This is a genomic window from Lysinibacillus sp. NPDC094403, assembly GCF_050278745.1.
In the GTDB taxonomy this organism is placed as follows: Bacteria; Bacillota; Bacilli; order Bacillales_A; family Planococcaceae; genus Lysinibacillus.
The window spans coordinates 111,282-136,252 of sequence record NZ_JBNNTL010000001.1 but is presented as its reverse complement, the minus strand read 5'-3'; the positions used below and the strand labels follow the sequence as shown (position 1 = coordinate 136,252).

23 protein-coding genes are annotated in these 24,971 nt (G+C 38.9%); 1 reads left to right on the top strand and 22 read right to left on the bottom strand.

Annotation, left to right across the window (positions count from 1 at the left end):
• Nucleotides 1–51: 51 nt before the first annotated feature.
• The 17 genes from ACQKMV_RS00635 to ACQKMV_RS00555 form a co-directional block, all read right to left on the bottom strand.
• Complete coding sequence (locus tag ACQKMV_RS00635) at nucleotides 52–594, bottom strand: TIGR01440 family protein (protein WP_427501926.1); 543 nt, start codon at nucleotides 592–594, stop codon at nucleotides 52–54.
• 112 nt (nucleotides 595–706) lie between these two features.
• Nucleotides 707–1,144, bottom strand: a complete 438-nt coding sequence (rpiB, locus tag ACQKMV_RS00630; RefSeq protein WP_427426008.1) for a ribose 5-phosphate isomerase B — start codon at nucleotides 1,142–1,144, stop codon at nucleotides 707–709.
• 1,173 nt (nucleotides 1,145–2,317) lie between these two features.
• Nucleotides 2,318–3,601, bottom strand: a complete 1,284-nt coding sequence (locus ACQKMV_RS00625) for a methyl-accepting chemotaxis protein (RefSeq protein ID WP_427501925.1) — start codon at nucleotides 3,599–3,601, stop codon at nucleotides 2,318–2,320.
• 8 nt (nucleotides 3,602–3,609) lie between these two features.
• Nucleotides 3,610–4,050: a low molecular weight protein arginine phosphatase gene (locus ACQKMV_RS00620; RefSeq protein ID WP_427501924.1), complete on the bottom strand. Its 441-nt coding sequence runs from the start codon at nucleotides 4,048–4,050 to the stop codon at nucleotides 3,610–3,612.
• 24 nt (nucleotides 4,051–4,074) lie between these two features.
• Entirely contained in the window at nucleotides 4,075–4,572 is a 498-nt protein-coding gene (locus tag ACQKMV_RS00615; protein ID WP_427501923.1) for a manganese efflux pump MntP family protein, read from the bottom strand.
• 199 nt (nucleotides 4,573–4,771) lie between these two features.
• A complete protein-coding gene (locus tag ACQKMV_RS00610; RefSeq protein ID WP_427501922.1) occupies nucleotides 4,772–5,806 on the bottom strand; it encodes an L-threonylcarbamoyladenylate synthase in 1,035 nt (344 codons plus the stop codon).
• 101 nt (nucleotides 5,807–5,907) lie between these two features.
• Nucleotides 5,908–6,507: a stage II sporulation protein R gene (locus ACQKMV_RS00605; protein WP_427501921.1), complete on the bottom strand. Its 600-nt coding sequence runs from the start codon at nucleotides 6,505–6,507 to the stop codon at nucleotides 5,908–5,910.
• A 44-nt stretch (nucleotides 6,508–6,551) separates the two neighbouring features.
• Nucleotides 6,552–7,412, bottom strand: coding sequence for a peptide chain release factor N(5)-glutamine methyltransferase (gene prmC / locus ACQKMV_RS00600; protein ID WP_427501920.1), 861 nt, complete (start codon nucleotides 7,410–7,412; stop codon nucleotides 6,552–6,554).
• The gene (prfA, locus tag ACQKMV_RS00595; protein WP_427426000.1) at nucleotides 7,399–8,475 is read right to left on the bottom strand and encodes a peptide chain release factor 1; all 1,077 of its coding nucleotides are present in this window, start codon (nucleotides 8,473–8,475) and stop codon (nucleotides 7,399–7,401) included. Before prfA ends, prmC begins: the two co-directional genes overlap by 14 nt.
• A gap of 517 nt (nucleotides 8,476–8,992) precedes the next feature.
• Entirely contained in the window at nucleotides 8,993–9,565 is a 573-nt protein-coding gene (locus tag ACQKMV_RS00590; RefSeq protein WP_427501919.1) for a thymidine kinase, read from the bottom strand.
• Nucleotides 9,566–9,685: 120 nt separating this feature from the next.
• Complete coding sequence (rpmE, locus tag ACQKMV_RS00585) at nucleotides 9,686–9,889, bottom strand: 50S ribosomal protein L31 (protein WP_010857976.1); 204 nt, start codon at nucleotides 9,887–9,889, stop codon at nucleotides 9,686–9,688.
• Nucleotides 9,890–10,222: 333 nt separating this feature from the next.
• On the bottom strand, nucleotides 10,223–11,506 hold the full coding sequence (gene rho, locus ACQKMV_RS00580) for a transcription termination factor Rho (RefSeq protein WP_427425998.1): 1,284 nt from the start codon (nucleotides 11,504–11,506) through the stop codon (nucleotides 10,223–10,225).
• A gap of 276 nt (nucleotides 11,507–11,782) precedes the next feature.
• Nucleotides 11,783–12,739, bottom strand: a complete 957-nt coding sequence (gene glpX, locus ACQKMV_RS00575; protein ID WP_427501918.1) for a class II fructose-bisphosphatase — start codon at nucleotides 12,737–12,739, stop codon at nucleotides 11,783–11,785.
• Nucleotides 12,740–12,834: 95 nt separating this feature from the next.
• Nucleotides 12,835–14,121 (bottom strand): UDP-N-acetylglucosamine 1-carboxyvinyltransferase, encoded by a 1,287-nt coding sequence (locus ACQKMV_RS00570; RefSeq protein ID WP_427425996.1) that lies wholly within the window; start codon nucleotides 14,119–14,121, stop codon nucleotides 12,835–12,837.
• 61 nt (nucleotides 14,122–14,182) lie between these two features.
• Complete coding sequence (fsa, locus tag ACQKMV_RS00565) at nucleotides 14,183–14,833, bottom strand: fructose-6-phosphate aldolase (protein ID WP_368636153.1); 651 nt, start codon at nucleotides 14,831–14,833, stop codon at nucleotides 14,183–14,185.
• A 249-nt stretch (nucleotides 14,834–15,082) separates the two neighbouring features.
• On the bottom strand, nucleotides 15,083–15,937 hold the full coding sequence (locus tag ACQKMV_RS00560) for a class II fructose-bisphosphate aldolase (RefSeq protein ID WP_427501917.1): 855 nt from the start codon (nucleotides 15,935–15,937) through the stop codon (nucleotides 15,083–15,085).
• Nucleotides 15,938–16,577: 640 nt separating this feature from the next.
• Entirely contained in the window at nucleotides 16,578–16,934 is a 357-nt protein-coding gene (locus tag ACQKMV_RS00555) for a response regulator (RefSeq protein WP_427425994.1), read from the bottom strand.
• A 156-nt stretch (nucleotides 16,935–17,090) separates the two neighbouring features.
• On the opposite strand from ACQKMV_RS00555, the gene ACQKMV_RS00550 reads away from it, so the two are divergent.
• Entirely contained in the window at nucleotides 17,091–17,621 is a 531-nt protein-coding gene (locus ACQKMV_RS00550) for a DUF2529 family protein (protein ID WP_427501916.1), read from the top strand.
• A 49-nt stretch (nucleotides 17,622–17,670) separates the two neighbouring features.
• On the opposite strand, the gene ACQKMV_RS00545 is transcribed toward ACQKMV_RS00550, so the two are convergent.
• The 5 genes from ACQKMV_RS00545 to ACQKMV_RS00525 all read right to left on the bottom strand — a co-directional run bounded on the left by ACQKMV_RS00545 (nucleotide 17,671) and on the right by ACQKMV_RS00525 (nucleotide 24,970).
• Nucleotides 17,671–19,263: a CTP synthase gene (locus ACQKMV_RS00545; RefSeq protein ID WP_427501915.1), complete on the bottom strand. Its 1,593-nt coding sequence runs from the start codon at nucleotides 19,261–19,263 to the stop codon at nucleotides 17,671–17,673.
• A gap of 501 nt (nucleotides 19,264–19,764) precedes the next feature.
• Entirely contained in the window at nucleotides 19,765–20,304 is a 540-nt protein-coding gene (rpoE, locus tag ACQKMV_RS00540) for a DNA-directed RNA polymerase subunit delta (protein ID WP_427501914.1), read from the bottom strand.
• A gap of 151 nt (nucleotides 20,305–20,455) precedes the next feature.
• On the bottom strand, nucleotides 20,456–20,617 hold the full coding sequence (locus ACQKMV_RS00535) for a hypothetical protein (protein ID WP_427501913.1): 162 nt from the start codon (nucleotides 20,615–20,617) through the stop codon (nucleotides 20,456–20,458).
• Nucleotides 20,618–20,766: 149 nt separating this feature from the next.
• On the bottom strand, nucleotides 20,767–24,015 hold the full coding sequence (gene icmF / locus ACQKMV_RS00530; RefSeq protein WP_427501912.1) for a fused isobutyryl-CoA mutase/GTPase IcmF: 3,249 nt from the start codon (nucleotides 24,013–24,015) through the stop codon (nucleotides 20,767–20,769).
• Nucleotides 24,016–24,337: 322 nt separating this feature from the next.
• Nucleotides 24,338–24,970 (bottom strand): TetR/AcrR family transcriptional regulator, encoded by a 633-nt coding sequence (locus tag ACQKMV_RS00525; RefSeq protein WP_427425988.1) that lies wholly within the window; start codon nucleotides 24,968–24,970, stop codon nucleotides 24,338–24,340.
• Nucleotide 24,971 lies beyond the last annotated feature (1 nt).

The following is a 24,971-nucleotide window of genomic DNA, read 5'->3' as shown; positions in this document are numbered from 1 at the left end:
AGCCTCCTAAGTATAATCGTTAATTGTATACCACTGATTTCAGAGGTAATTTTATTTATATACTGCACGCTCTCCGCCAATCAGCTTTGGACGTGTTGTTGCAATTGTCACAACCGCTTCTCCTACCATTCGCACAGAAGTACGAACTGGAACAGCTACTGCCTTTAAATGCATACCTATGAGTGTTTGACCAATGTCAATGCCTGCATTTGCTTGCACAGTTTCCACAACAACTGGATTTGTAAATTGCGTAAACGCATAAGCAGACATCGAGCCACCTGCTGTACGAACTGGTACAACTGTTACTGGTTCATAACCAAATTGTTCTGCTGTTGTTGCTTCCATTGTAATAGCACGATTAATATGCTCACATCCTTGGAACGCTAGATGTAGTTGATGTTTCTTTGCAAATGCCTGCAACGGCTCAAAAATTGCCTCTCCAATTTCAAGCGCGCCTGCTGTGCCAATTTTCTGACCAATCACTTCAGATGTCGAGCAGCCTACGACAAAAATAGTATTTGGTCGTAGGGTTACCTGCTCTTCAAATTCACTGAGTAACTGAGTCAAATGTGTTCGTATTTGTTGTACAACCACTATGCTCAGCCCCTTTATTTCTATTTATTTATGTCAAACAGTAAAAAGTACTCAGATTTTTTTCTGAAACTTTCTAGCTTATGACATCTGTTAACAAACTTAATTGCTTGTCTTATTGCTCAAGCTCAGCGATTTTTTCAATGCGGCGCGTATGACGACCACCTTCAAAATCTGTTTCAAGCCATACTTTAGCGATTTCACATGCAAGGCCTGGGCCAATAACTCGCTCACCCATCGCTAAAATATTTGAATCGTTATGGCAACGTGTTGCTTTTGCGCTAAATACATCATGCACTAAAGCACAACGAATTCCCTTAACTTTATTTGCAGCAATGGACATTCCAATACCTGTGCCACAAATTAAAATACCTTTATCAAATTCCCCGCTAGCAACACCTTCAGTAACTGGTTTTGCATAATCAGGATAGTCTACTGAATCCGCAGATTGTGGACCAAAATCTTCGTAGCTAATATTTAGCTCATCTAACAGCTGCATAATCTCACGACGTAAGTTATTGCCTCCGTGATCAGAAGAAATTGCTATTCTCACTGGGTTCCCTCATTTCGAAATTATAGTCAACACTAGTGTACCACTTCTATCTCAAGAATAACATGATTTTTCTTGCATTTTTATGCTGATTTTTCCTAAAAGACGAACATTTCTTGTTAGTTCAAATAAAATCATTCACTTTTAAACTCGTTTTTCTGTGGATAATGTGAATATCATGTTGATAAATTCGGATAACGGTCTTTTGTTGTAATATTCCATCTTCTGAAGTTTTTTCAGCTTTTCAATTACAGTGGACATACTATATTAATATTTTTTCTATGTATTACCAGAAGTTGGTGATATAGGACTGTTCTATATCACATGCTAGTGTGCGTTTGCGGAACTCATGTCGATTTGTTGTTCTATCCGTCGGGGTTGCTCTTCTTTCCGTCGCTTTGGCTCTTCTATCCACGATTTTGACGGCTCTATCCACGATTTTGCCTCTTCTTTCCGTCGCTCTGATCGATCCATCCGTCACTTCGTCTGTTCTATCCATCGGGGCCGCTCTTCTTTCCGTCGCTCTGCGGGCTTTCCGTCACTTTGCCTCTTCTTTCCGTCGCTCTGATCATTCTTTCCGTCGCTTCGCCTGTTCTATCCGTCGGGACCGCTCTTCTTTCCGTCGCTGTGCGGGCCTTCCGTCGCTTTGCCTCTTCTTTCCGTCGCTCAAATCATTCTTTCCGTCGCTTCGACTGTTCTATCCGTCGGGGCCGCTCTTCTTTCCATTGCTTTGCGGGCCTTCCGTCGCTTTACCTCTTCTTTCCGTCGGCCAGATCGATCCATCCGTCACTTCGTCTGTTCTATCCGTCGGGGCCGCTCTTCTTTCCATCGCTTTGCGGGCCTTCCGTCGCTTTACCTCTTCTTTCCGTCGGTCAGATCGATCCATCCGTCACTTCGTCTGTTCTATCCATCGGGGCCGCTCTTCTTTCCGTCGCTGTGCGGGCTTTCCGTCACTTTGCCTCTTCTTTCCGTCGCTCTGATCGATCTATCCGTCACTTTGCCCCTTCTTTCCGTCGCTCTGATCGATCCATCCGTCACTTTGCCTATTCTTTCCGTCGCTTCGCCTGTTCTTCCCGTCGCTATCATCTGCTTTTGGCATCATATAAGCTGACATATGAAAAAAAACTGTAGTAAACTCGGTACTCACCCAAGTCTATCTACAGTTTAAAATCACATTTATGCTTGTCTATCAAATTGTTGAATCATTTTATGCAGCTCTTCTGATTGTTTCTTTAAGCCTTCTGCTAGTTGCTCTACTTTCTCAATTGCATATGCTTGTTCTTCTGCTGCACCGCGAACTTCCTGTGCACCAGCTGACGTTTCTTGAGCAATGGCTGCAACTTCTTGAGATTGACGAGCAGTTGTTTCAATATTATGCATTTGCTGTTCAATTAGTGAAGAAATTTCCACAATCGATGTTGCCATTTCATGTACACTTGAAGACATACCTTCTACCGCTGTCGTTGTTTCTGATACACGCGCAGCTTCTTTTGTGGCAAATGCTACCTGCTGATTCATTTGTTTTACAACAATCTCAACGTTTTGTTGCATAGATTGAATAAGGGTAGTAATGCCTTGTACCGCTTTCGCACTTTCATCAGCTAAACTACGAACTTCTTCAGCTACAACAGCAAAACCTTTTCCATGTTCTCCAGCACGCGCTGCCTCAATCGAAGCATTTAAAGCTAGTAAATTTGTTTGTGCTGCAATATCGCCAACTAAGCTAATGATGCGCTCTACCTGTCCAGCATTTTCCTCTAACAGACGAATGCTCTCTAATGCTTCATTATTGCCAGCCGCAATTTGTTGAATACTATTGACTAACGTTTCTATAGCTTTTGTTGTTGTCGTTAAATTATGTAGAATCTCTTTCGATTGCGTTGCTGATACCTCTGCTCTACTGTTAACTTCTGTTGCAAGAGCTCGTACATCTTCAATGGCTTCAGCTGTATCTTGTACTGCTGTAGCAGACGCCTCTGCTCCTGTAGAAATTTGTTTTACCGTAGTGGCAATACCCTCAGCCTTTTTCGTTGCAACTGCGGCTTCATCCGATAGTTGAATGATCGATTGATTTGTTTGTTGGAAGTTAAGATCTATACTTTCAACCATCTGTCTTAAATTTAATACCATTTGTTGAAAGGCCTCTGCAACAGAACGAATCTCATCACTAGTTTTCGGCATTTCTACATCCTGTCCAATTTTCCCTTCTGCTACACGGGAAGCTGAATTTTCAAGCTGCTGTAAAGGTTTAATTAAGATTACACTGAAAACCGCAGCCAAAATACCTGACCACGTAATCCCTAACAGATAAGTAATAAGTTCAAACATATTACGATTGGTCTCTGGGAAGAAGGTAGGTTGTAAATATTCGATGAATATAAAACTGATACTGTATGTGATTAGTGCAAGAATACCGACAAATAATACTAGTTTAAGTCGTAAGCCAAACTGTTTTTTCATAGCGACCCTCAATTCTCTTCAAGTTTTTTTACTAATCGTTCTACCAATTCTGTTAATTCTGCAAATGTTTCTTTATAAATTTCTTTACTACCGCCGTAAGGATCTCCAACATTTCCTAAAATGCCTTCACTTGTGTACTCTTTAAAAGTAAAAACTTTTTGTTCAGCATTTGGATAATTAGCGATAATTGTATCTTTATGAGCGATTGTCATTGTTAAAATTAAATCAGCCCATTCCATTTCAGTTATTGATAATTGTGTTGCTAAATGCTGATGCGTCATATTTGCTTCATATAATACTTGTTGCGCATGTGCAGACATTTCAGCATTTGGCATGGCATAAATGCCTGCTGAACGAACCTCAACATTGTCAATTTGTTTATGTTTTAAAATAACCTCTGCCATTGGGCTGCGACAAGTATTTCCGGTGCAAACAAATAGTATTTTCATACTTATCACCCTCCACTGTTTTCTCTATTGCCGGATAGCTAGTACACTCATAATGATAAAAAAAATTCCTGTAATTATTTGAAATTTATTGCCAAGCAAGACCTGACTTCTACTTGCAATGACTAATGACCCATAAGAGCAAATAAGTGCACTTACACCTGCACTTATAATAAATACTGTTTCCTCTAAGTGTAGCATACCAAAAGAAACACTTACTGAAAAGGCATCTAGGCTTGCGGTCATAGCTAAAAGTATTGGTGAAATAGTAACCTTTTCATCTTTTCGCGAAAATAATAGTAAATGTAAACCCATGCAAAATAATAAAATACTTGAAATCCATTGTCCCCATTCTAAGAGGAAACGAACTAAATAGTTTCCTAATTCGAAACCTAATAATGGGAAAAGCATGTGCAAAGCTGCTGTCCATACTGACAAAAAAAATCGATATCTAACATTTGGTATTAATACATATAAACCAATCACATCTACAGACGTTAAAATACCTGCAAGAATTCCCTGCAAGAAAGCACTCCTTCGCTCTCTAATATTTTATCATTTTATGCTCGAAAATACAGTATTATCATAATACATTTTCCTTACAACAATAACATTCACCTTCTGTTATAGTTAAAACTCGCTATGCTTTCCATAACCATAGCTCAAATACAAAAATAGCATGCTAGAGGTTACTTCTAGCATACTATTTTTAAAGGTATTTTATTTACGGAGTATACCATTTTCCTCCAGCCGCTTTCTCAAGTCGATTCATAATTGCAGCCCCTACCCCATCAGTGGAAGTAGTAGTTGCTAGAATAATTGTAGCTGCTGTTTTATCGCAAGCTCGTAGGGCATGGTACAATGTCGCACCCATTTCTTCTTTACTTCCAGCTTCTCCTACTGAGAAATAAAAATCAGCCTTGCTATCAACAAAGCTTGCTGGTGCAAGTAACGCTACTTTATGCCCTTGTTTTTGTAATTGATTTACCGCCTCATGGACTTTCTCCAAATCACAATCAATTAATAGTACAGGTGCGTTAGGTGCATAGTGTGTATATTTCATACCAGGAGCTTTTGGAGTTGCCTCTAATTTCTGCTCTATTTTTGAAGGTTGAATAACTTGACCAATCTCAGCCTCTAACATTTCCTTTGTAATTCCACCTGGACGCAAAATTACTGGAGGTTCGTGTGTAACATCTAACACTGTGGATTCGAGTCCAATCCCAGTAGAACCTCCATCTAGAATATAAGGTATGTACCCTCCCAAATCATCCTGAACATGTATTGCTTCTGTAGGACTCGGCTTCCCACTACGATTAGCACTCGGCGCAGCAAGTGGTTTTTTTAATTGTTGAAGTAAGGCGAGTGCAACTGGATGATCTGGCATACGAATGCCGACAGTCGTTAGACCAGCTGTCACACTGTTAGCCAGCACATTTGGCTTTACAGGCATTACAAGTGTTAGTGGACCTGGCCAAAATAAATCCATGCATTTTTTGGCTACTTCCGAAATATGCTCTATATAGAGTTCAACTTCCTCTTTCGTGCCAATGTGGACAATCAGTGGATTGTCTGAAGGACGACCTTTTGCTTCAAATATCTTTTTGACCGCTGTGTCATTTGTTGCAACGGCTCCTAGGCCATAAACCGTTTCTGTTGGAAATGCCACAACCTCACCTACATTTAAGATATCCACAGCCTGTGTATAATTTATCTGACTATTCACATTACTGTCCACAATCTTGCAAACGGTTTCCATAATTAAAACCTTCCTTCAATTATTCGTTTTTACTGAATTATCCACATAATGTTTATAACTTATTGAAAATTGTGCATAAGTTATCTGAATTTGTGAACAATTCATTCAAAAAAACCTTTAATCCATTCCCATATAAAAAATGTAACGTGTTCCTTCTCTTCTTTTACTTCTTCTTTCGCTTCTGCTTTATCAGGCTCACAAATTGATGGGAATACGCTACACCACCAGTTATCACCACGTGCATCACCGATTTTCACGACAATCGAATGATATAAATTTTGTGGATAAAGTACAGCGTCCTTTCTCTTTGGTGGAAATAAGTTATCCCCAAGTACAACTTGTGTATGAAGTTGTGGATAATTTTCTTTTATTTCTGCTTCAATTTCTTGTTTTAATGAAAGTATTTGCTCGTTATCCACAGTTTTAGCTCCAGCACTAGCTACTACTTGTTTAAAATATGGCTTTAAATTTTTGACAAGCTGCTCCTTTTCAAGCTGATCCTGTGTCGTATTGCTATTGGCAATAACGCGTATACGAAAATCATTTTCTTGCTCATGATTGCTAGCTTCTTTCGCAAAACCTACTAATGTTGGAATATATAAAATACATAATTGTAAAGCAATCGCAATTAATACTAATCTTGCAAAAGCTAAAAAGACATTTTGTTTAGGTAATCTAATAATCTTGTATTCGTTTAACATAAAAATCCCTCCTTGCTCAACATTGTGGGCAAGAAGTAGATACTTTATACATGAATTTCACAAAAAATCATTCGAGGCTTACCATTTATATCTTTTTCTACAGAAATTGTAGCCTGTGGAAAACTAGTTTTAAAGAATTGGGCCACCTGCTCCCCTTGTGTATAACCGATTTCAAGGCCAATGAGGGCAGGTTTATTCATAAGGTGTGGAAGCTGTTCAGCCAATTTTCTATATAAAATAAGTCCGTTTTCTTCTGCAAAAAGAGCACTATGTGGTTCATGCTCTAGCACGGTACTTGACATCTCTTGCGCTTCATCAAAAGCAATATAAGGTGGGTTCGATAAAACGATATCAAATTTCCCACCTGCCAGAGGCTTCGTTAAATCCCCTAGTCGAAAATCAATATCCGCCGCTAATCTTTGTGCATTTTTTTGTGCTGTAGTTAAAGCAGCTTCAGATAAATCAGTGGCTACGACTGTTAGCTCTGGACATTCTAGCTTCATAGAAATAGCAATTGCACCACTACCAGTTCCGATATCTGCCAGCTTTAATGCTTGATGATCAAATATTTTGTTCATACGATTGATTGTCCCAAGCACTAATTCCTCAGTCTCAGGTCTAGGAATAAGTACTGACTCATCAACAATAAATGAACGACCATAAAACTCTTCACTACCGACACAATACTGTACAGGTCGTCCACTCGCATGCTCTTCGATGAGATCTTTAAATTTCTTTTTTTGCTCAGCTGTTAATACTTCTTGGAGGTGTAACATTACTTCTGAATAGCTAGTGCCAAGTATATGCTGCATGACAATGCGTGCTGCCGTTTCCTCACGACCTTTATCCACTAAAAAAGAAGAAGCCCATTGAAGGGCCTCCATTACATTATTATAGGTCATCATTTAATCGCTCTAACTTTGATGCTTGCTCCTCTAAAATGAGCGTATCAATGATTTCGTCTAGTCTACCTTCAACGATTTGATCTAGTTTTTGAATCGTTAAACCAATACGGTGGTCTGTTACACGGTTTTGTGGATAATTGTATGTGCGAATACGCTCAGAGCGATCGCCTGAACCTACAGCTGATTTACGTGTGGCATCGATTTCTTTTTGTGCTTCTTGCAAATACATATCAGCAACACGAGCACGTAGAATTTTCATTGCCTTTTCACGGTTTTTAATTTGTGATCGTTCATCCTGCATTGATACAACAACACCTGTCGGTAAGTGAGTCATACGCACAGCTGACATCGTTGTATTTACCGATTGACCACCTGCACCAGAAGATGCAAATGTATCTACTCGGATATCTTTCTCATGGATTTCAACATCTACTTCTTCAACTTCAGGTAAGCAAGCTACTGTCGCTGTTGATGTATGAATACGTCCTTGAGATTCTGTTGCAGGTACACGTTGTACGCGGTGTGCACCATTTTCAAATTTGAATTTTGAATATGCACCTTGACCGTTAATCATAAAGATAACTTCTTTATAGCCACCCATTGGGTTCGGCGTCGCTTCCATTATGTCAATTTTCCAGCCTTGTGTCTCTGCATAACGAGAGTACATACGGAACAAATCTCCCGCGAAAATATTCGCCTCGTCTCCACCAGCTGCTCCACGAATCTCCATAATAACGTTTTTATTATCATTGGGATCTTTTGGAATTAATAGAATACGTAAACGTTCTTCTAACTCTTCTTGCTGTTCTTTTAGTAGGTTGAATTCTTCTTTCACCATTTCATGCATATCAGGATCTTTTTCATTATCTAGCATTTCACGTGTATCAGCTAATTGCTCTTTTACACTTTTATATTCACGATAAGCATCTACAGTTTCCTGGATATCTGATTGTTCTTTGGAATATTCACGTAATTTTTTACTGTCATTCACAATATCGGGATCACTTAAAAGCTCTGTTAACCTTTCGTAACGATCCTCCACTGCTTGTAATCGATCGAACATGGATTTCACCTCTATTTAGTTTTTTATGGATCATCACCAAAACGTGTGGTTGATTTCCGTTCCGGCTGGGCGCTTTGCCGCTGACGCTTCGCTTTCGCGCAGAGCAGAGCTTCCTGGGGGCGTCCGATGAGCCGCTTCACTCGCTTTGCTCGCTCCAGGGTCTCGGGCCAACACGATGTTGGTCACGAAGGCGTTATCACAGGACGTGATGATTTTAGCCTTCGTTCCTCTATTCGCTAATCCCCAAGGAGTCGCCCAGCCTCCACTCCAATCAACTTATTTACATAGTGGACGTTTTAACAAAAGTCATCCATAACTTTTGGTGATGAACCTTTTTTTATGAAGTTTGCTCTATTGTAACTGTCGTATCGTTACTGAAAAAGAGAAACTCTAAATTAGAATTACGCTAAGCGCGTAAAGATTTTTTATAAAAATTTTTTATTTCCACTACTTAGTATAAGGAAATTCCCGCACGTATGCTACTTTTTCTTAGCACTATCAACTAAGCCGTTTTGCATTATAGCAGCGGATGCGCGTGACACTTTCGACAAACTGGATAGTAGGAATCATTCCCGCCAATTTGAATTTGATCACCTGTATAAACAGGCTTACCACTTTCATCAACACGTAAATTCATTGTCGCCTTTTTATGACAGAACCAGCAAATCGTTTTCATTTCCTCAATTTTATCTGCATATGTAAGCATGTACTGACTGCCTTCAAATAGCTCATTTTGGAAATCATTTTTTAGCCCGAAGCCCATAACTGGAATATCTAACTCATCTACGATATATGCCAACTGCAAAACATGTTCTTTTTTTAGGAATTGTACTTCATCAACAAGTACACAATACGGTTTTACGGTATTGTTTTTTACTAGCTCAAAAATATTTGTATCATCATTAACAGGAATGGCTTGTTGACGTAAGCCTACTCGACTTGAGATAAAGCCTACTTCATCTCGCGTATCTATGCCTGGTGTAAACATCATTACAGGTTTTTGTTGTTCTTCATAGTTATGCGCAACTTTTAGAATTTCTATGGATTTACCACTATTCATTGCGCCGTGTTTAAAATATAGCTGTGCCATTTTGTCTTCTCCCTTTCTTCGTGTCAATCTAGATATCGAAAAGACTCGCATCAACATTCATTTTGGATATACTGAAAAAAATACCTGCCAAGCACATGCTTGGCAGGTATTAAACTAACATTAGTTTTTAAGACCGTATTTTTTGTTGAAACGATCCACGCGACCATCAGCAGACGCGAATTTTTGACGGCCAGTATAGAATGGGTGACAGTCGTTGCAGAACTCGACAACGATGTTTTCTTTTACTGAACCAGTTTTGAAAGTATTACCGCAAGAGCAAGTTACTGTTGCTTCTTTGTAATCTGGATGAATTCCTTGTTTCATATTCGTTTTCTCCTCTCGCCCTGAACCATCTGGAACAGAGTATTATCGAACTGTACCTTACATAGCCCGAATATGTCGGCTACATATGTACACGTTGCATACTTTGCAATAATACCATAAAAAATATACATTTGACAATAGTTAATAATTAGTTATTTAGGGCTCATCATCAAAAGTTGTGGGTGACATTTGTTAAAACATATATTATGTATATAAGTTGATTGAAGTGAAGGCTAGACACCCAAGGAAAGCGCCCAGTCGGAACCGAAATCATCCACACGTTATGATGAAAAAAATCACCATCGACTATTTCTAGTCAATGGTGATTAATATTTATAGTAGACCTTTGCCTTTAGTAGCTTTTTTCATATCTTCATTTAACTTTTCAAAGAATTCTTCATTTGATTTTGTCGTACGTAATTTTTTCATGAAGCGCTCTGCAAAATCAGGTGCGTCCGAGAATGTTTTACGAATCGCCCACAGTTTTTCAAGTTGCTCAGGCTCAAGCAGAAGCTCTTCCTTACGTGTTCCTGAACGGCGGATATCAAGCGCAGGGAAAATACGACGCTCTGCTAATTGGCGATCAAGATGAAGCTCTAAATTACCTGTTCCTTTAAATTCTTCATAAATGACCTCATCCATACGAGATCCTGTATCCACTAAAGCTGTCGCTAAAATTGTTAAGCTACCGCCTTCTTCAATATTACGTGCAGAACCGAAGAATCGTTTTGGTCTATGGAAGGCAGCAGGATCAATACCACCTGAAAGTGTACGACCGCTCGGAGGAATAACTAAGTTATAAGCTCGTGCTAAACGTGTAATTGAGTCCATTAAAATAATAACGTCACGTTTATGCTCAACTAAGCGGCGCGCACGTTCTAACACGATTTCTGCAACTTTTACATGATTTTCTGGAACCTCATCGAAAGTCGAGCTCACTACATCTGCATTTACAGAACGTTCAATATCAGTTACTTCCTCAGGGCGTTCGTCAATAAGTAATACAATTAACTCTGCCTCAGGATAATTTGTTGTAATGGCATTCGCAATTTCTTTTAATAACGATGTCTTCCCTGCTTTTGGTGGTGCAACGATTAATCCACGCTGGCCAAAACCTACAGGTGCCACTAAATCCATAATACGTGTCGATAAATTGCGTTGTGTTGTTTCAAGCTTAATTTGTCGATCAGGATATAAAGGCGTCAATGCAGGGAAATGCACACGTTCCTTTGCAACTTCTGGATCTTCGCCGTTAACAGCATCTACTTGTAGTAATCCATAATAGCGTTCGTTTTCTTTAGGTGGACGTACCTTACCAGACACCTTGTCCCCATTTCGTAGGTCAAAGCGGCGAATTTGAGAAGCAGAAATATAAATATCCTCTTTACTTGGAGAGTAGTTAATTGGACGAAGGAAGCCAAAGCCTTCTTGCGAAACAATTTCTAATACACCTTCCATAAAGAAATAGCCCTCTTGCTCCGAACGTGTTTTCAAAATAGCAAATATTAATTCTTTTTTCGTTAGCTTGCTATAATATGAAATTTTATATTGGCGTGCAAGGGCGTAAAGCTCTTTTAACGTCATGTTTTCTAATTGAGCGATTGTCAATGCAGACATATGCACAACTCCAGTCTTTTTCAAAATATAATTGCCATTTTGGGGTTATCATAGAAGATTTTCACGATAGGCTCTGTGATCTTTTCGTACCTGTCTGCGTTTTCATTCGTGAGTCGGAAATTAAGCAGTTTGAAAGCAGAGCGATAGGTACTTCAATTTACTATGCACAACATTGAAGCATAGCATAGCCTTATAAAACTATGGGATGGTTGAAAATTTAGAAGAAGGTACCTAGCGCAAAAAGATGCACTAGGTATATTTTAGAAGAAAATTTTATTAATAGCTAGGTTTTTTATCAAGAGCGTGACGACCTTCTACAAAACGCACAGTTCCAGATTTAGCTCGCATAACAACTGAATGTGTTAATGCATAGGCTCCTTTATACTGAACACCTTTTAAAAGCTCACAATCTGTTACAGCAGTCGCTGCAAAAATAGCATCGTCGCCTTTAACTAGATCATCTAAATGAAGAACTTTATCTACGTCTACACCCATTTTTCTGCAGCGTTCTAACTGTTCCTCATCTTCTGGCACTAGCTTCGCTTGGAAGTCTCCACCTAGACATTTTAATGCAACAGCTGAAATAACACCCTCTGGTGCACCACCTGTACCAAACATAATATCAATGCCAGTTTCATCAAAAGCAGTATTGATAGCTGCTCCAACGTCACCATCTTGAATAAATTTAATACGCGCTCCAGCTTCTCGGATTTCATCAACAATTGCTTGGTGACGTGGTCGATCTAAAAGAGTTGCTACTACATCTGAAATATCTTTATTTTTAGCCTTTGCTACCTGTAATAAATTATACGTAACAGAAGCGTTAATATCGACCTTTCCAGCCGCTTCAGGTCCTACTGCAATTTTCTCCATGTACATATCAGGCGCGTTTAACAGATTGCCTTTATCTGCAATAGCAAGAACTGTCATTGCACCATTTGTACCCTTCGCCACAATATTTGTACCTTCTAGAGGATCAACTGCGATATCTACTTTAGGGCCTCCATTACGTAAGCCTAGTTCTTCACCAATATAAAGCATTGGTGCTTCATCCATTTCGCCTTCACCAATCACTACTGTAGCATGCATTGGAATTGTATCGAACATTACGCGCATCGCTGTCGTTGCTGCATCATCTGCCTCAATTTTCAAACCGCGACCCATCCATTTCCCGGATGCGATTGCTGCTGCCTCTGTTACTCGTACTACTTCCATCGATAAACTACGTTCCATTGTTTTATTTGCCTCCCGTTATCGGCATATTTCTTCGCCGAAACATTCAAATTACCTCTATTGTAACATAGTTAGTTCAAAACTTTTAGCTCTCATTATTCCTTTGCCTCTGCTACGCGAGCCATTATTGTTTCACGTCGAATATCAGCGCCTAAATCACGTAATTTCTCAATAAGTGAGCTATAGCCACGCTCTATATGATAGATATCGTGAATTTCTGTTTCGCCTTCAGCTAAAAGGCCTGCTAATACTAATGCGGCACCAGCACGAAGATCTGTAGCTGTTACAGTTGAACCATGTAATTTACTAGGCCCTGTAATAATAGCTGTATTTCCTTCAACACGTGCATTGGCATTCATACGACGAAGTTCATCAATATGCTTAAATCGAGCTGTATAGATTGTATCTGTTACCTTTGAGGAACCAAATGCTTGAGACATTAAAACGGAAAGTGGCTGCTGAATATCCGTCGGGAACCCAGGATACACTAATGTTTTAACATCAACGGCTTGCAATGTGGAGAGATCTGTTTTTGGTACAAAAATACTTTCTTCACCGATTTCAATTTTTACACCCATTTCACGAAGCTTTGCAATAATCGCCTCTAAATGCAATGGAATAACATTATCAATTGTAATGCCTTCACCTAAAGCGGCAGCCATAACCATAAACGTAGCAGCTTCAATGCGATCTGGAATAATCGTATGCTCCGTACCATGAAGCTCCTCTACGCCTTCAATACGGATAACACTTGTACCCGCACCTTTAATATTAGCTCCCATGTTAGTAAGAAGAGTTGCTACATCAATAATTTCCGGCTCTTTTGCTGCATTCTCAATAACCGTACGACCCTTCGCGAGGACAGCAGCTAACATAATATTAATTGTTGCTCCAACACTGGCAACGTCTAAATATATTTTTGCGCCAATTAATTCATCAGCTCGTAAATATATTGCTCCATGCTCATTAGTGATTTTTGCACCTAATGCCTCAAAGCCCTTGATATGTTGGTCAATAGGACGCGGCCCTAAGAAGCAGCCTCCAGGTAAACCAATCGCAGCTTTTTTAAAGCGACCAAGCATTGCTCCCATTAAGTAATAGGAGGCACGAAGCTTTTTCACGTTGCCGTTTGGTAATGGCAACGCAATCATGTCCGTTGGATCAATTGTCATTGTGCCATCCTCAAATGAAACTTCTCCACCGATTTCCTCTAATAAAGCCTTTAATGTCCATGCATCAGAAATTTCTGGTATCCCTCCAATTGTCACTGGAGAGTTCGCCAAAATTGATGCTGGAATTAAGGCGACTGCACTATTTTTTGCACCACTAACTTTTATTGTACCCTTTAGACGATTTTCGCCTGTAATTTTATAAACATCCATTTTGCGTTCTCCCTCATGATTGGAAAGTAATTTTCAGAAATTGGCTCACTATATAATCTTATTATTCGCCTTTTCTCTTATTCCAATCCGCTAAAAATCCTTCAATTCCTTTTTCCGTTAAAGGATGATGGAAAAGTTGCTTTAATACTTTAAAAGGAGTAGTTGAAATATGTGCACCAGCAAGTGCTGCAGCTGTTACATGCTGTGGATGACGAATAGATGCAGCAATAATTTGCGTGTCAATGTTATGAATTGTGAAAATATCTGCAATCGTTTCAATTAGCTCTACGCCGTTTTGACCCATATCATCTAGACGACCGATAAATGGTGATACATATGTAGCACCTGCACGAGCAGCCATTAATGCTTGGTTTGCACTGAAGATTAATGTTACGTTCGTTTTAATACCTTTGTCTGCGAAGAAACGACATGCCTCTAAGCCAGCTGGAGTCATCGGCAGTTTAACTGTAATATTCGGAGCAATAGCAGCCAATTCTAAACCTTCTTTAATCATACCTTCCGCATCTAGAGCAATTACTTCTCCACTCACTGAGCCGTCTACAAGCTCTGAGATTTCACGAAGTCGATCATGGAAAGAAACATTCTCTTCTTTAGCAACTAACGATGGGTTTGTTGTAACACCTGATAAAATACCCCATGCGTGCGCTTCTTTAATCTCTTCAAAGTTTGCTGTATCAATGAAAAATTTCATAATATATCCTCCTGATCACTATTTTGTTTCATCATCATAACGTGGGCTGATTTCCGTTCCGACTTATTTGCATGGAATACTTTGTAACAAATGTCATCCCCTAACCCCAACATTTGACGATGAGCCTTATAAATTGAATTTTTGCCAAAAATTTTTTATTTCAAAAACAAGAGAAGGTCGATAACAGCATCAACGCTTCTCTTATTGTGTGTATTCATCTGTGTTTTTGTTACATTTTAGATACAAAAATTATGCTTTTTGCGCACTTCCAAATTCGCGGATTTTCCCAATAACTGTTGCTTTAATCGCTTCACGTGCTGGAGCAAGGAATTTACGAGGATCATAAACAACTTTATCATTATCAAGAATTTCACGGATTACTTTTGTAGCAGCAATTTGATTTTCAGTGTTGACGTTAATTTTTGCTGTACCTAATGAAATTGAGCGTTGGATATCTTTTGTTGGGATACCTGTACCACCATGTAATACTAATGGAAGGTCTGCTAATTTTGAGATTTCTTCCATTTCTTTAAAGCCTAAGTTTGGTTCTCCTTTGTAAGGACCATGAACAGAGCCTAGTGCTGGTGCTAAACAGTCGATATCTGTTAGCTCAACCATTTTACGGCATTCTTCTGGATCAGCGTACATAATACCACCGATTACGCCATCCTCGTCACCACCTACTGTGCCAAGTTCAGCTTCAACAGAAACACCTTTCGCATGTGCATATTCAACTACTTTTGAAGTAATCGCAATATTTTCCTCGAATGAATGATGAGATGCATCAATCATAACGGAAGAAAAACCTGCATCAATTGCTTCTTTACATTTTTCAAAGCTTGAACCATGGTCAAGATGAATAGCCACTGGTACTGTAATGCCATAAGATTCCATCAAACCTTTTACCATGTGTACAACGGAGATGAATCCGCCCATATATTTTCCTGCGCCTTCAGAAACACCTAGGATCACTGGAGATTTTTCTTCTTCTGCTGCTTGTAAAATTGCTTGAGTCCACTCAAGGTTGTTGATGTTGAACTGACCAACCGCATAACCTTCTGCTTTTGCTTTAATTAACATCTCTTTCATAGATACTAATGCCATACTAAAAATCCTCCTCTTAGGACTATTCTTTCTACATAGATATGCTATTTAATCATAGCAAAAATAAAAGCCCCTGAAAAGCAGGGGCTTTTATTTTCTGCACGAAAGCATAGTGCAACGTAGCGACAGTGCCAACCGTAGTGTAGTGCAACGGAACGGAGGTTCTGCCCCTGAAAAGCAGGGGCTTTTATTTTCTGCACGAAAGCGTAGTGCAACGTAGCGACAGTGCCAACCGTAGTGTAGTGCAACGGAACGGAGGTTACGCGAAAGCGTAGTGCAACGGAGCGACAGTGCCAACCGTAGTGCAGTGCAACGGAACGAAGGTTACGCGAAAGCGCAGTGCAACGGAGCGACAGCGTTTTATTTTCTGCACGAAAGCGTAGTGCAACGTAGCGACAGTGCCAACCGTAGTGCAGTGCAACGGAACCGCGGTTACGCGAAAGCGTAATGCAACGGAGCGACAGCGTCTTCTTTTCTGCCCAGGGCTTTTATTTTCGGCTCAGCCGGAACAGAAATCACCCCCATGTTATGGTGATAAACCCTATATTTCGCAAGAGAAGTAATTATGAAACGGAAGAAAGTTACTACAAATCTTATAACAACCATGAAAAACAGGCTGTGTTGACCATAGCCTGTTCATCTAAACTTTTAATGTTTTATTAACCTCATCACGTACTTCAAAAATATCAAAAGGCTTAGTAAAATATCGAATTGCTCCTAAATCTAATGCCTCCTGTACAACGTCTAATTCACCATATGCAGTCATCATGAATACCGGGAGTTGTGGCCACTTCTCTTTTAAGCGCTTTAAAATTTCTATACCATCCATTCCTGGGATTTTCATGTCTAATAAGACACAATCCATTTCCTCCTCAGCATATTTCAAAGCTTCCGTACCATTTGCAGCTAAATATGTAACATAACCTTCCTTTTTCAACACTTCGTTTAAAAGCAAACGAATTCCTGGTTGATCATCGACAATTAGTAATCGTTTCACATTTCATTCCGCCCTTTTTAAGTTATTATTTTTACACAAATACTTCCTATATTATGTAATATTCTCCTTTAACCTCTTAATACCTTCTAGTATTATAAATTATCTACTTTTGCTTTATGCTCTTTTCAAACATATAATATTGTTTGAGGTGGGACCATGTCAAAAATTCTAACAACACAACTGAGTGGATTATTACAAAGAATAACACAAAATGAAGAGGAAGCTATTGAAGAAACAGCACGGTTACTTGCACAGGCTGGTATTGGTGAAGGTAATGTCTATTTCGCTTGCTTTGGTGAAATGCAAGTTGTCGAATTAAATGCATGTCAAGCTGTGGAACGTTTTACTAAGTTAGTTCCTTGGACAAAAGATACAGTTATCACGGAAGCTGATCGTGTATGCATTTTTACACGTAGTGCACACGATGAAGAGGCACTAGCCTTAGCACAGCAATTAAATAATGAGTTTATTCCATTCGCTGCAGTTGCTAGCGAAGTTGCTAATTCTGAAAATCTACTAGCAAATTTAGCGTATACGTATATTTCAACACGTATACGAGGTGGTTTATTACCGAACGATATAGGAGAGCGCATAGTTGTGCCACATGCTATTGCTGCCCTATTTGTTTATGAAGCAGTAAAAATTGCGTATGATGAAATGCTTGGTCTTGATGACGAAGAGTTATAAAGAATTTATAAAAAGAGTTGTCTCAGCGTTTGAGACAACTCTTTTTTCATTATTTAAATGTTGCTCCGATAAAATCACGGAACAATGGCTGTGGACGATTTGGACGTGATACAAGTTCTGGGTGGAATTGGCATGCTACGAAGAAATTCTTTTCTGGTAACTCGATAATTTCCACTAATTTACCGTCAGGGCTTGTACCTGAGAACACAAGACCTGCAGCTTCCATTGCTTCACGATATTCATTGTTAAATTCATAACGATGACGGTGACGTTCATAAACAAGCTCTTGACCATAGGCTTGACTTGCCTTTGAGCCTTCTTTTAGCTTACATGGATATAAACCTAAACGTAATGTACCACCGATGTCTACACTGTCGTTTTGATCTGGTAGGAAGTCAATAATAGGATATTCTGTATTTGCATCAAGCTCTGTAGAATGTGCACCTTGTAAACCAAGTACGTTACGAGCAAATTCTATTGTCGCAAGTTGCATACCTAGGCAAATACCTAAGAATGGCACATCATTTTCACGAGCATATTGTGTCGCTAAAATTTTACCTTCAACTCCACGGTCACCGAAGCCACCTGGAACTAAAATTGCGTCAGCACCTTTTAATAATGAAGCTACATTGTCAGCATCTACATGTTCAGCATTAATCCAGTCAATTTCAATATCAGAATTAAATGCATAGCCTGCATGTTTTAATGCCTCTACAACAGAAATGTAAGCATCTTGTAGTTCTACATATTTACCTACTAATGCTACTTTTCGTTTATTTGGTAAGCTCTTCACTTTTGCTACAAGCTCGCGCCATTCTTCCATATCCGCCTCTGGTGCTTCAATGCCAAAATGGTCAAGTACGATATCATCGATATCTTGTGCATGAAGGTTTAAAGGTACTTCATATAAATGTTCTGCATCGCGAGATTCAATAATTTCGTGTGGCTGAACATCACAGAATAAAGCTAATTTTTCTTTCATTTCCTGCGGCACTTCTTGCTCTGTACGTACAACGATAATATTTGGTTGAATACCTAAAGAACGTAATTCTTTTACAGAATGTTGAGTTGGTTTTGTTTTTAGCTCACCTGCAGCTTTAATATAAGGAATAAGCGTACAATGAACATACATCACATTGTTATGACCTAAATTTGTTTTCATTTGGCGAATTGCTTCAAGGAATGGTAATGACTCAATATCCCCAACTGTTCCGCCTACTTCTGTAATAACTACGTCTGCATTTGTTTCGCGACCAGCTCGTTGAATACGATCTTTGATCTCATTTGTAATGTGAGGAATTACTTGTACTGTTCCACCGTTGTAATCACCACGGCGTTCTTTTTGTAATACAGACTGATATACACGACCTGATGTTACTGTAGAATGTTTTCCTAGGTTAATATCAATAAAACGTTCGTAGTGACCTAAGTCTAAGTCAGCTTCTGCGCCATCATCTGTTACGAAAACCTCACCATGTTGATAAGGACTCATTGTACCTGGGTCAATATTGATATATGGATCAAATTTTTGAATCGTTACTTCTAATCCACGATTTTTTAATAAACGACCTAGAGATGCTGCTACAATCCCTTTTCCAAGTGATGACACAACCCCACCTGTTACAAAAATATACTTCGTCATGAAAAAATTCCTCCTTATATTGTTCTAGAAATTGCTAGTAAGAAAAGTGCATTCACGCCACATGCTGATTCAAAGCATTGAAGCAAATGTTCGACAGGCTAAGAAAATTAATAATTCTCATCCCTAAAATAAGAAAAGCCGAGAATGCCTACAAAATTGTAGTCGATTCGAAGCTGTAATCGTTTCTATCTCTTTTCTACTTTCCTTTTAAAAATTTGAAATCCTAACGTCTACTCAGTCACCGATTATTATACATCATGAATAATTTAGAACATTTATATTCATTCCATAGCTATAAACTTGGGAGAACTTGACTGAATAAAGTTAAAAAATAAAAAAACGCTCCTCCTGCATAGGTCTGCAGGGGGAGCGTATTACATACACGGTCTTTCTCCTTTAATTAAGGAGCCCAAGTAAAAGATTAAACGTAACCGTGATAGAAGTCAAGATTTTTTACTACAAGGATAAAAGAAAGAAAATTTCAAAGAGTAATTATCTTACTTAGATTTCATCCTCTTCTTCATCAAGTTCTTCATCATCATCGATAAAGTCCTCGTCGATTTCTTCATCGATTTCATCTAAATCATCTTCATCAAAGTCGATATCTTCTTTATCATCATCTTCTTCTTCATCTACATCATCTTCTTCAACGAATTCTTCATAATCTTCATCAAAGTCAATATCTTCTTCATCTAAATCTTCGTCTAAATCATCTTCATCCTCAACGGCAACTTTAGATTTTTTCTTATGAGTTTTAACAGAAGGAGCTGTTTCTTCTTCAATCTGTTCAACTTTATACCATTCACGTAAACCCCAGCCAGTTTCCTGATTAAATAAGAAGCGGCCATCTACATTTAAATCTGTATAGAATTGTAGTAAGCGAGCTTTCATTTCTTCATCACTATAGCCTACAAGCTCTTGAATAAGTGTTAATAAGTCATTAAAAGACACTGAGGCACGTTTTTCATTTAAAATTGCATAAGCTAAGTTAATTAACGATTCTTCAGTTAATTGTTCTTTTGTCATTTCACGAAAATTCATTCGTGCACTTCCTTTCCCTCATCACAATGGACGTTTTAAAATACATATAGCTTTATTTTCGGAGCGCAGCAAAAAAGGCCGCACAAAAGTAACCTTCCATATCATAAGCATAATACCCATTATATACAAAGTTTTATTCTCTTTGCTAGCTTCATTTACTGTTTTTTATATCACGCATTTTTTTTATCCCTAAGTAAAACAAATAGAAAGATAATAATAGTAAAGGAATAGCGCCAATTTGCTTATCATACAGGAAATAAACTCCTAACACTAAAGCTAAAATAATGATGTAGTTAATAGCTGATTTCACCATCTACTGCGCCTCCCCTTTTTTTACATTTCTTATTATAACGGAAATAAAAAGAAGTGCCTAATCCTAAGACTAGACACTTAAAACTACACAAACATTTTGCACAAAATAGAATAAATGTTATACAGCAAGAAGATATGCACATTTACGGACTACATATTACGACGATATTGTCCGCCTACTTCATATAAAGCATTTGTGATTTGCCCTAAGCTAGCGACTTTTACAGTTTCCATAAGCTCAGCAAAAATATTACCGTTGTTTACAGCTACTTGTTGTAAACGGGCAATAGCCGCTTCGCTCTCTCCTTCATGTTGCTTCCAGAAGGAATGTAAATTATGAATCTGCGTCTCTTTTTCTTCCGTCGATGCACGCGCAATTTCCATATTGTTAATTTCATCTTCTGAAGGTGGATTCGGATTTAAGTATGTGTTTACACCAATGATTGGTAACTCACCTGAATGCTTTAACATCTCGTAGTACATAGATTCCTCTTGAATCTTTCCACGTTGATATTGTGTTTCCATTGCACCTAGTACGCCACCACGATCATTGATACGATCAAACTCTTCTAGTACCGCTTCTTCTACAAGGTCCGTTAACTCTTCTACGATAAATGCTCCTTGTAATGGATTTTCGTTTTTCGCTAAGCCATGTTCCTTCGTAATAATCATTTGAATCGCCATTGCACGACGTACAGATTCTTCAGTAGGCGTTGTAATTGCCTCATCATATGCATTTGTATGCAATGAATTACAGTTATCCTGTAATGCCATTAATGCCTGTAATGTTGTGCGGATATCATTAAAATCAATCTCCTGTGCATGCAAACTACGTCCAGATGTTTGGATATGATATTTTAATTTTTGTGCTCGTTCATTGGCACCGTACTTATCACGCATTATAACCGACCAAATACGGCGGGCTACGCGTCCAATAACTGTGTACTCCGGATCAAGTCCGTTAGAGAAGAAGAATGATAGATTTGGCGCAAAGTCGTCAATATTCATTCCTCGACTTAAATAATATTCCACATACGTAAAGCCATTTGCTAATGTAAAGGCTAACTGTGATATTGGGTTCGCACCAGCTTCGGCAATATGGTAACCAGAAATAGATACTGAGTAATAATTACGAACTTTATGGTCGATAAAGTATTGTTGAATATCTCCCATCATACGTAACGCAAACTCTGTTGAGAAAATACAAGTATTTTGCCCTTGATCTTCTTTTAAAATATCTGCTTGCACCGTTCCACGTACGACCTGTAATGTTTTCTCTCGTGTCTCCGTAAATTCTTCAACTGTCAGAGGGCGGCCAAGTTCTTTCTCGCGTAGTTTCACTTGCTGATCAATAGCCGTATTCATGAACATCGCCAAAATAACCGGCGCTGGACCGTTAATTGTCATCGATACTGAAGTTGATGGTGCACATAAATCAAAGCCTGCATAAAGCTTTTTCATATCCTCTAGCGTACAAATAGATACACCCGATTCTCCAACCTTCCCATAAATATCTGGTCGGTAATCTGGATCCTCACCGTATAGCGTTACCGAATCAAATGCTGTTGATAAACGTTTTGCATCATCATCCTTCGATAAATAATGGAATCGTTTATTTGTACGCTCAGGCGTTCCTTCGCCAGCAAATTGTCGCTTCGGATCTTCACCTTCACGTTTAAATTGGAATACCCCCGCTGTATATGGGAATTCACCAGGTACATTTTCTCTATAAACCCATCGTAAAATTTCACCGTAATCTACGAATTTCGGTAAGGCCACTTTAGGGATTTTTGTACCAGATAGACTTATTGTCTTTAAAATCGTACGAATTTCTTTATCACGAACTTTCGTTACAAATTCGTCTCCAGCATACGCTTCTTTTAAAGCTTGCCAATTATCTAAGATACGTTTGGATTCAGCTGTTAATTCATCTCTAACACTTTCCGCTAAAGAAGTAAGAGATGCGACAAGTGCATCATTTGGTGCTTTTTCATTAACCGCCGCAATAGCTCCCTCTAATTGGAATAGACGGCGAGCAAATTCCACCTGTTGCTCTGATTTTTTATGATAGCCACGTACAGTGTCTGTGATTTCTCGTAAATAATAACGACGGTCGTTTGGAATAATAACATCTTGCTTTTGAGTTTTCGCAAATTGCTCATAGCCTGTTTCCCAATTACTTCCTGTCTTCGTATTAATGATATTTACTAATGCAGCAAATAAAGCATTCGTTCCTTTATCATTAAATTGACTGGCAATCGTACCGTACACAGGCATATTATCTAGTGATTCATCCCAAAGCTCTCGTGAACGTTGATATTGTTTCTGCACTTGACGTAGCGCATCCTCAGAGCCTTTACGTTCAAATTTATTGATGGCGATCACATCCGCAAAATCAATCATGTCAATTTTCTCAAGCTGTGTTGGAGCACCAAACTCACTTGTCATAACATACATGGATAGATCAGTGTATTTTGTAATCTCGGCATCGCCTTGACCAATACCACTTGTTTCTACAATGATTAAATCATAGCCCACTACACGCGCTACATCTAGCACGTCTCCAATTGAAGCAGTAAGCTCTGTACGAGATCCACGGGTTGCTAAACTACGCATATATACTCGATTATTGAAAATCGCATTCATACGAATTCGGTCACCAAGTAAAGCCCCACCTGTTTTTTGCTTTGTCGGATCGACAGAAAGAATAGCTACGCGTTTATCCGGAAACTCCTTTAGGAAACGACGAATTAATTCATCCGTTAAGGAAGACTTACCCGCACCACCAGTTCCTGTAATACCTAATACAGGTGTCCCTTTTGAGCGTTTACGAGCTTCTTCTAGCATCTTTTTCGTTTCTTCATCATCATTCGACTCAGCAGCAGTTAATAAATTTGCTAAAATTTCTGGTGTTTCTGTCGTTAGAGCATCAAGCTTTTCTTGATAGTTTCCTGTAGCCGTTGGGAAATCAGTTCCTTTAATTTTCTGATTAATCATCCCTTGTAATCCTAAAACACGCCCATCCTCTGGCGAGAAAATCCCCGCAATCCCGTAAGCATGTAGCTCTTTAATTTCACGTGGTAAAATAACACCACCGCCGCCGCCATAAATTTTAATATGTGGCGCCCCTTTTTCACGCAGCAAATCATACATATATTTAAAGTATTCCATATGCCCGCCTTGATAAGAAGATATCGCAATGCCTTGAGCATCCTCTTGTATCGCAGCATTTACGACTTCTTCCACGGAGCGGTTATGTCCTAAATGGATTACCTCTACACCGCTTGATTGTAAAATACGTCGCATAATGTTAACTGAAGCATCATGTCCATCAAAAAGACTCGATGCTGTAACAAAACGTACGTGATTTTTTGGACGATATACTTCTACCTTTGTCATATGAAATCCCTACTTTCTCCCCTAAATGTTCTTTATCGACTCATCATCATAAAGTGTGGTTGATTTCCGTTCCGACTGGGCGCTTTGTTGCTGTCGCTTCGCTTTCGCACAGATAAAACATTTGCCGCTGACGCTTCGCTTTCGCGCAGAGCAGAGCTTCCTGGGGGCGTCCAGTCTCCACTGCAATCAACTAATTAACTTTGCATATATTTTCAATAAATGTCATACCCAACTTTTGGTGATGTGCCTTTTCATTCATAAAAAAAGTCGGTAATTGCAATGTCGCTTTATGCAATTACCGACAACCCCTTTACGGAACTTATTAGAACCCCTTTATGCCTGAAATAAACAATGTTATTTGCATTTCAATAAATTCGTCGATAGAGTGTTGACGATGAAGCGCCCATTTACGGAATGCCCAGCTTTGTCCAGAAACGACTAAGTTATTTGCTGCCATGTGGATTTGTTTATCCGTCATCGTTATTTCACCTGACTGCACACAGCGTTGTAGTAATCGCTCAAAAGTACCAACCATTTCAAACTCTTTACTAAATACATAACGCTGTGCTTCTTTTGACAATGATTTAGTTTCCTGATACATGATTGTCAGCTCATCAACCATACTATCAATTTGCAAGAAATATTCTCGAATCATTTCCTTTAACTCTTCTATAGTTCCTGCCTTAATCTCATAACTTGAAAGTCGCTCCATCGCATGGTGATAAATACTATCACATACAAGGTAAAGGACGTCTTCCTTAGTACGGATATATTCATATAATGTTCCGATACTAAAGCCTGCAGCTTTTGCGATTTCTCTCGTCGTAGCACGATGAAAACCCTTTTCTCTAAATAATTTAATGGCTCCCTCTATCATTTGTTCTCGACGAATGGCGATAAGATTTTCATCTTTTACTGTTGACTGTACTTGGGGTCTTTTATCTCTTTCTGTCATA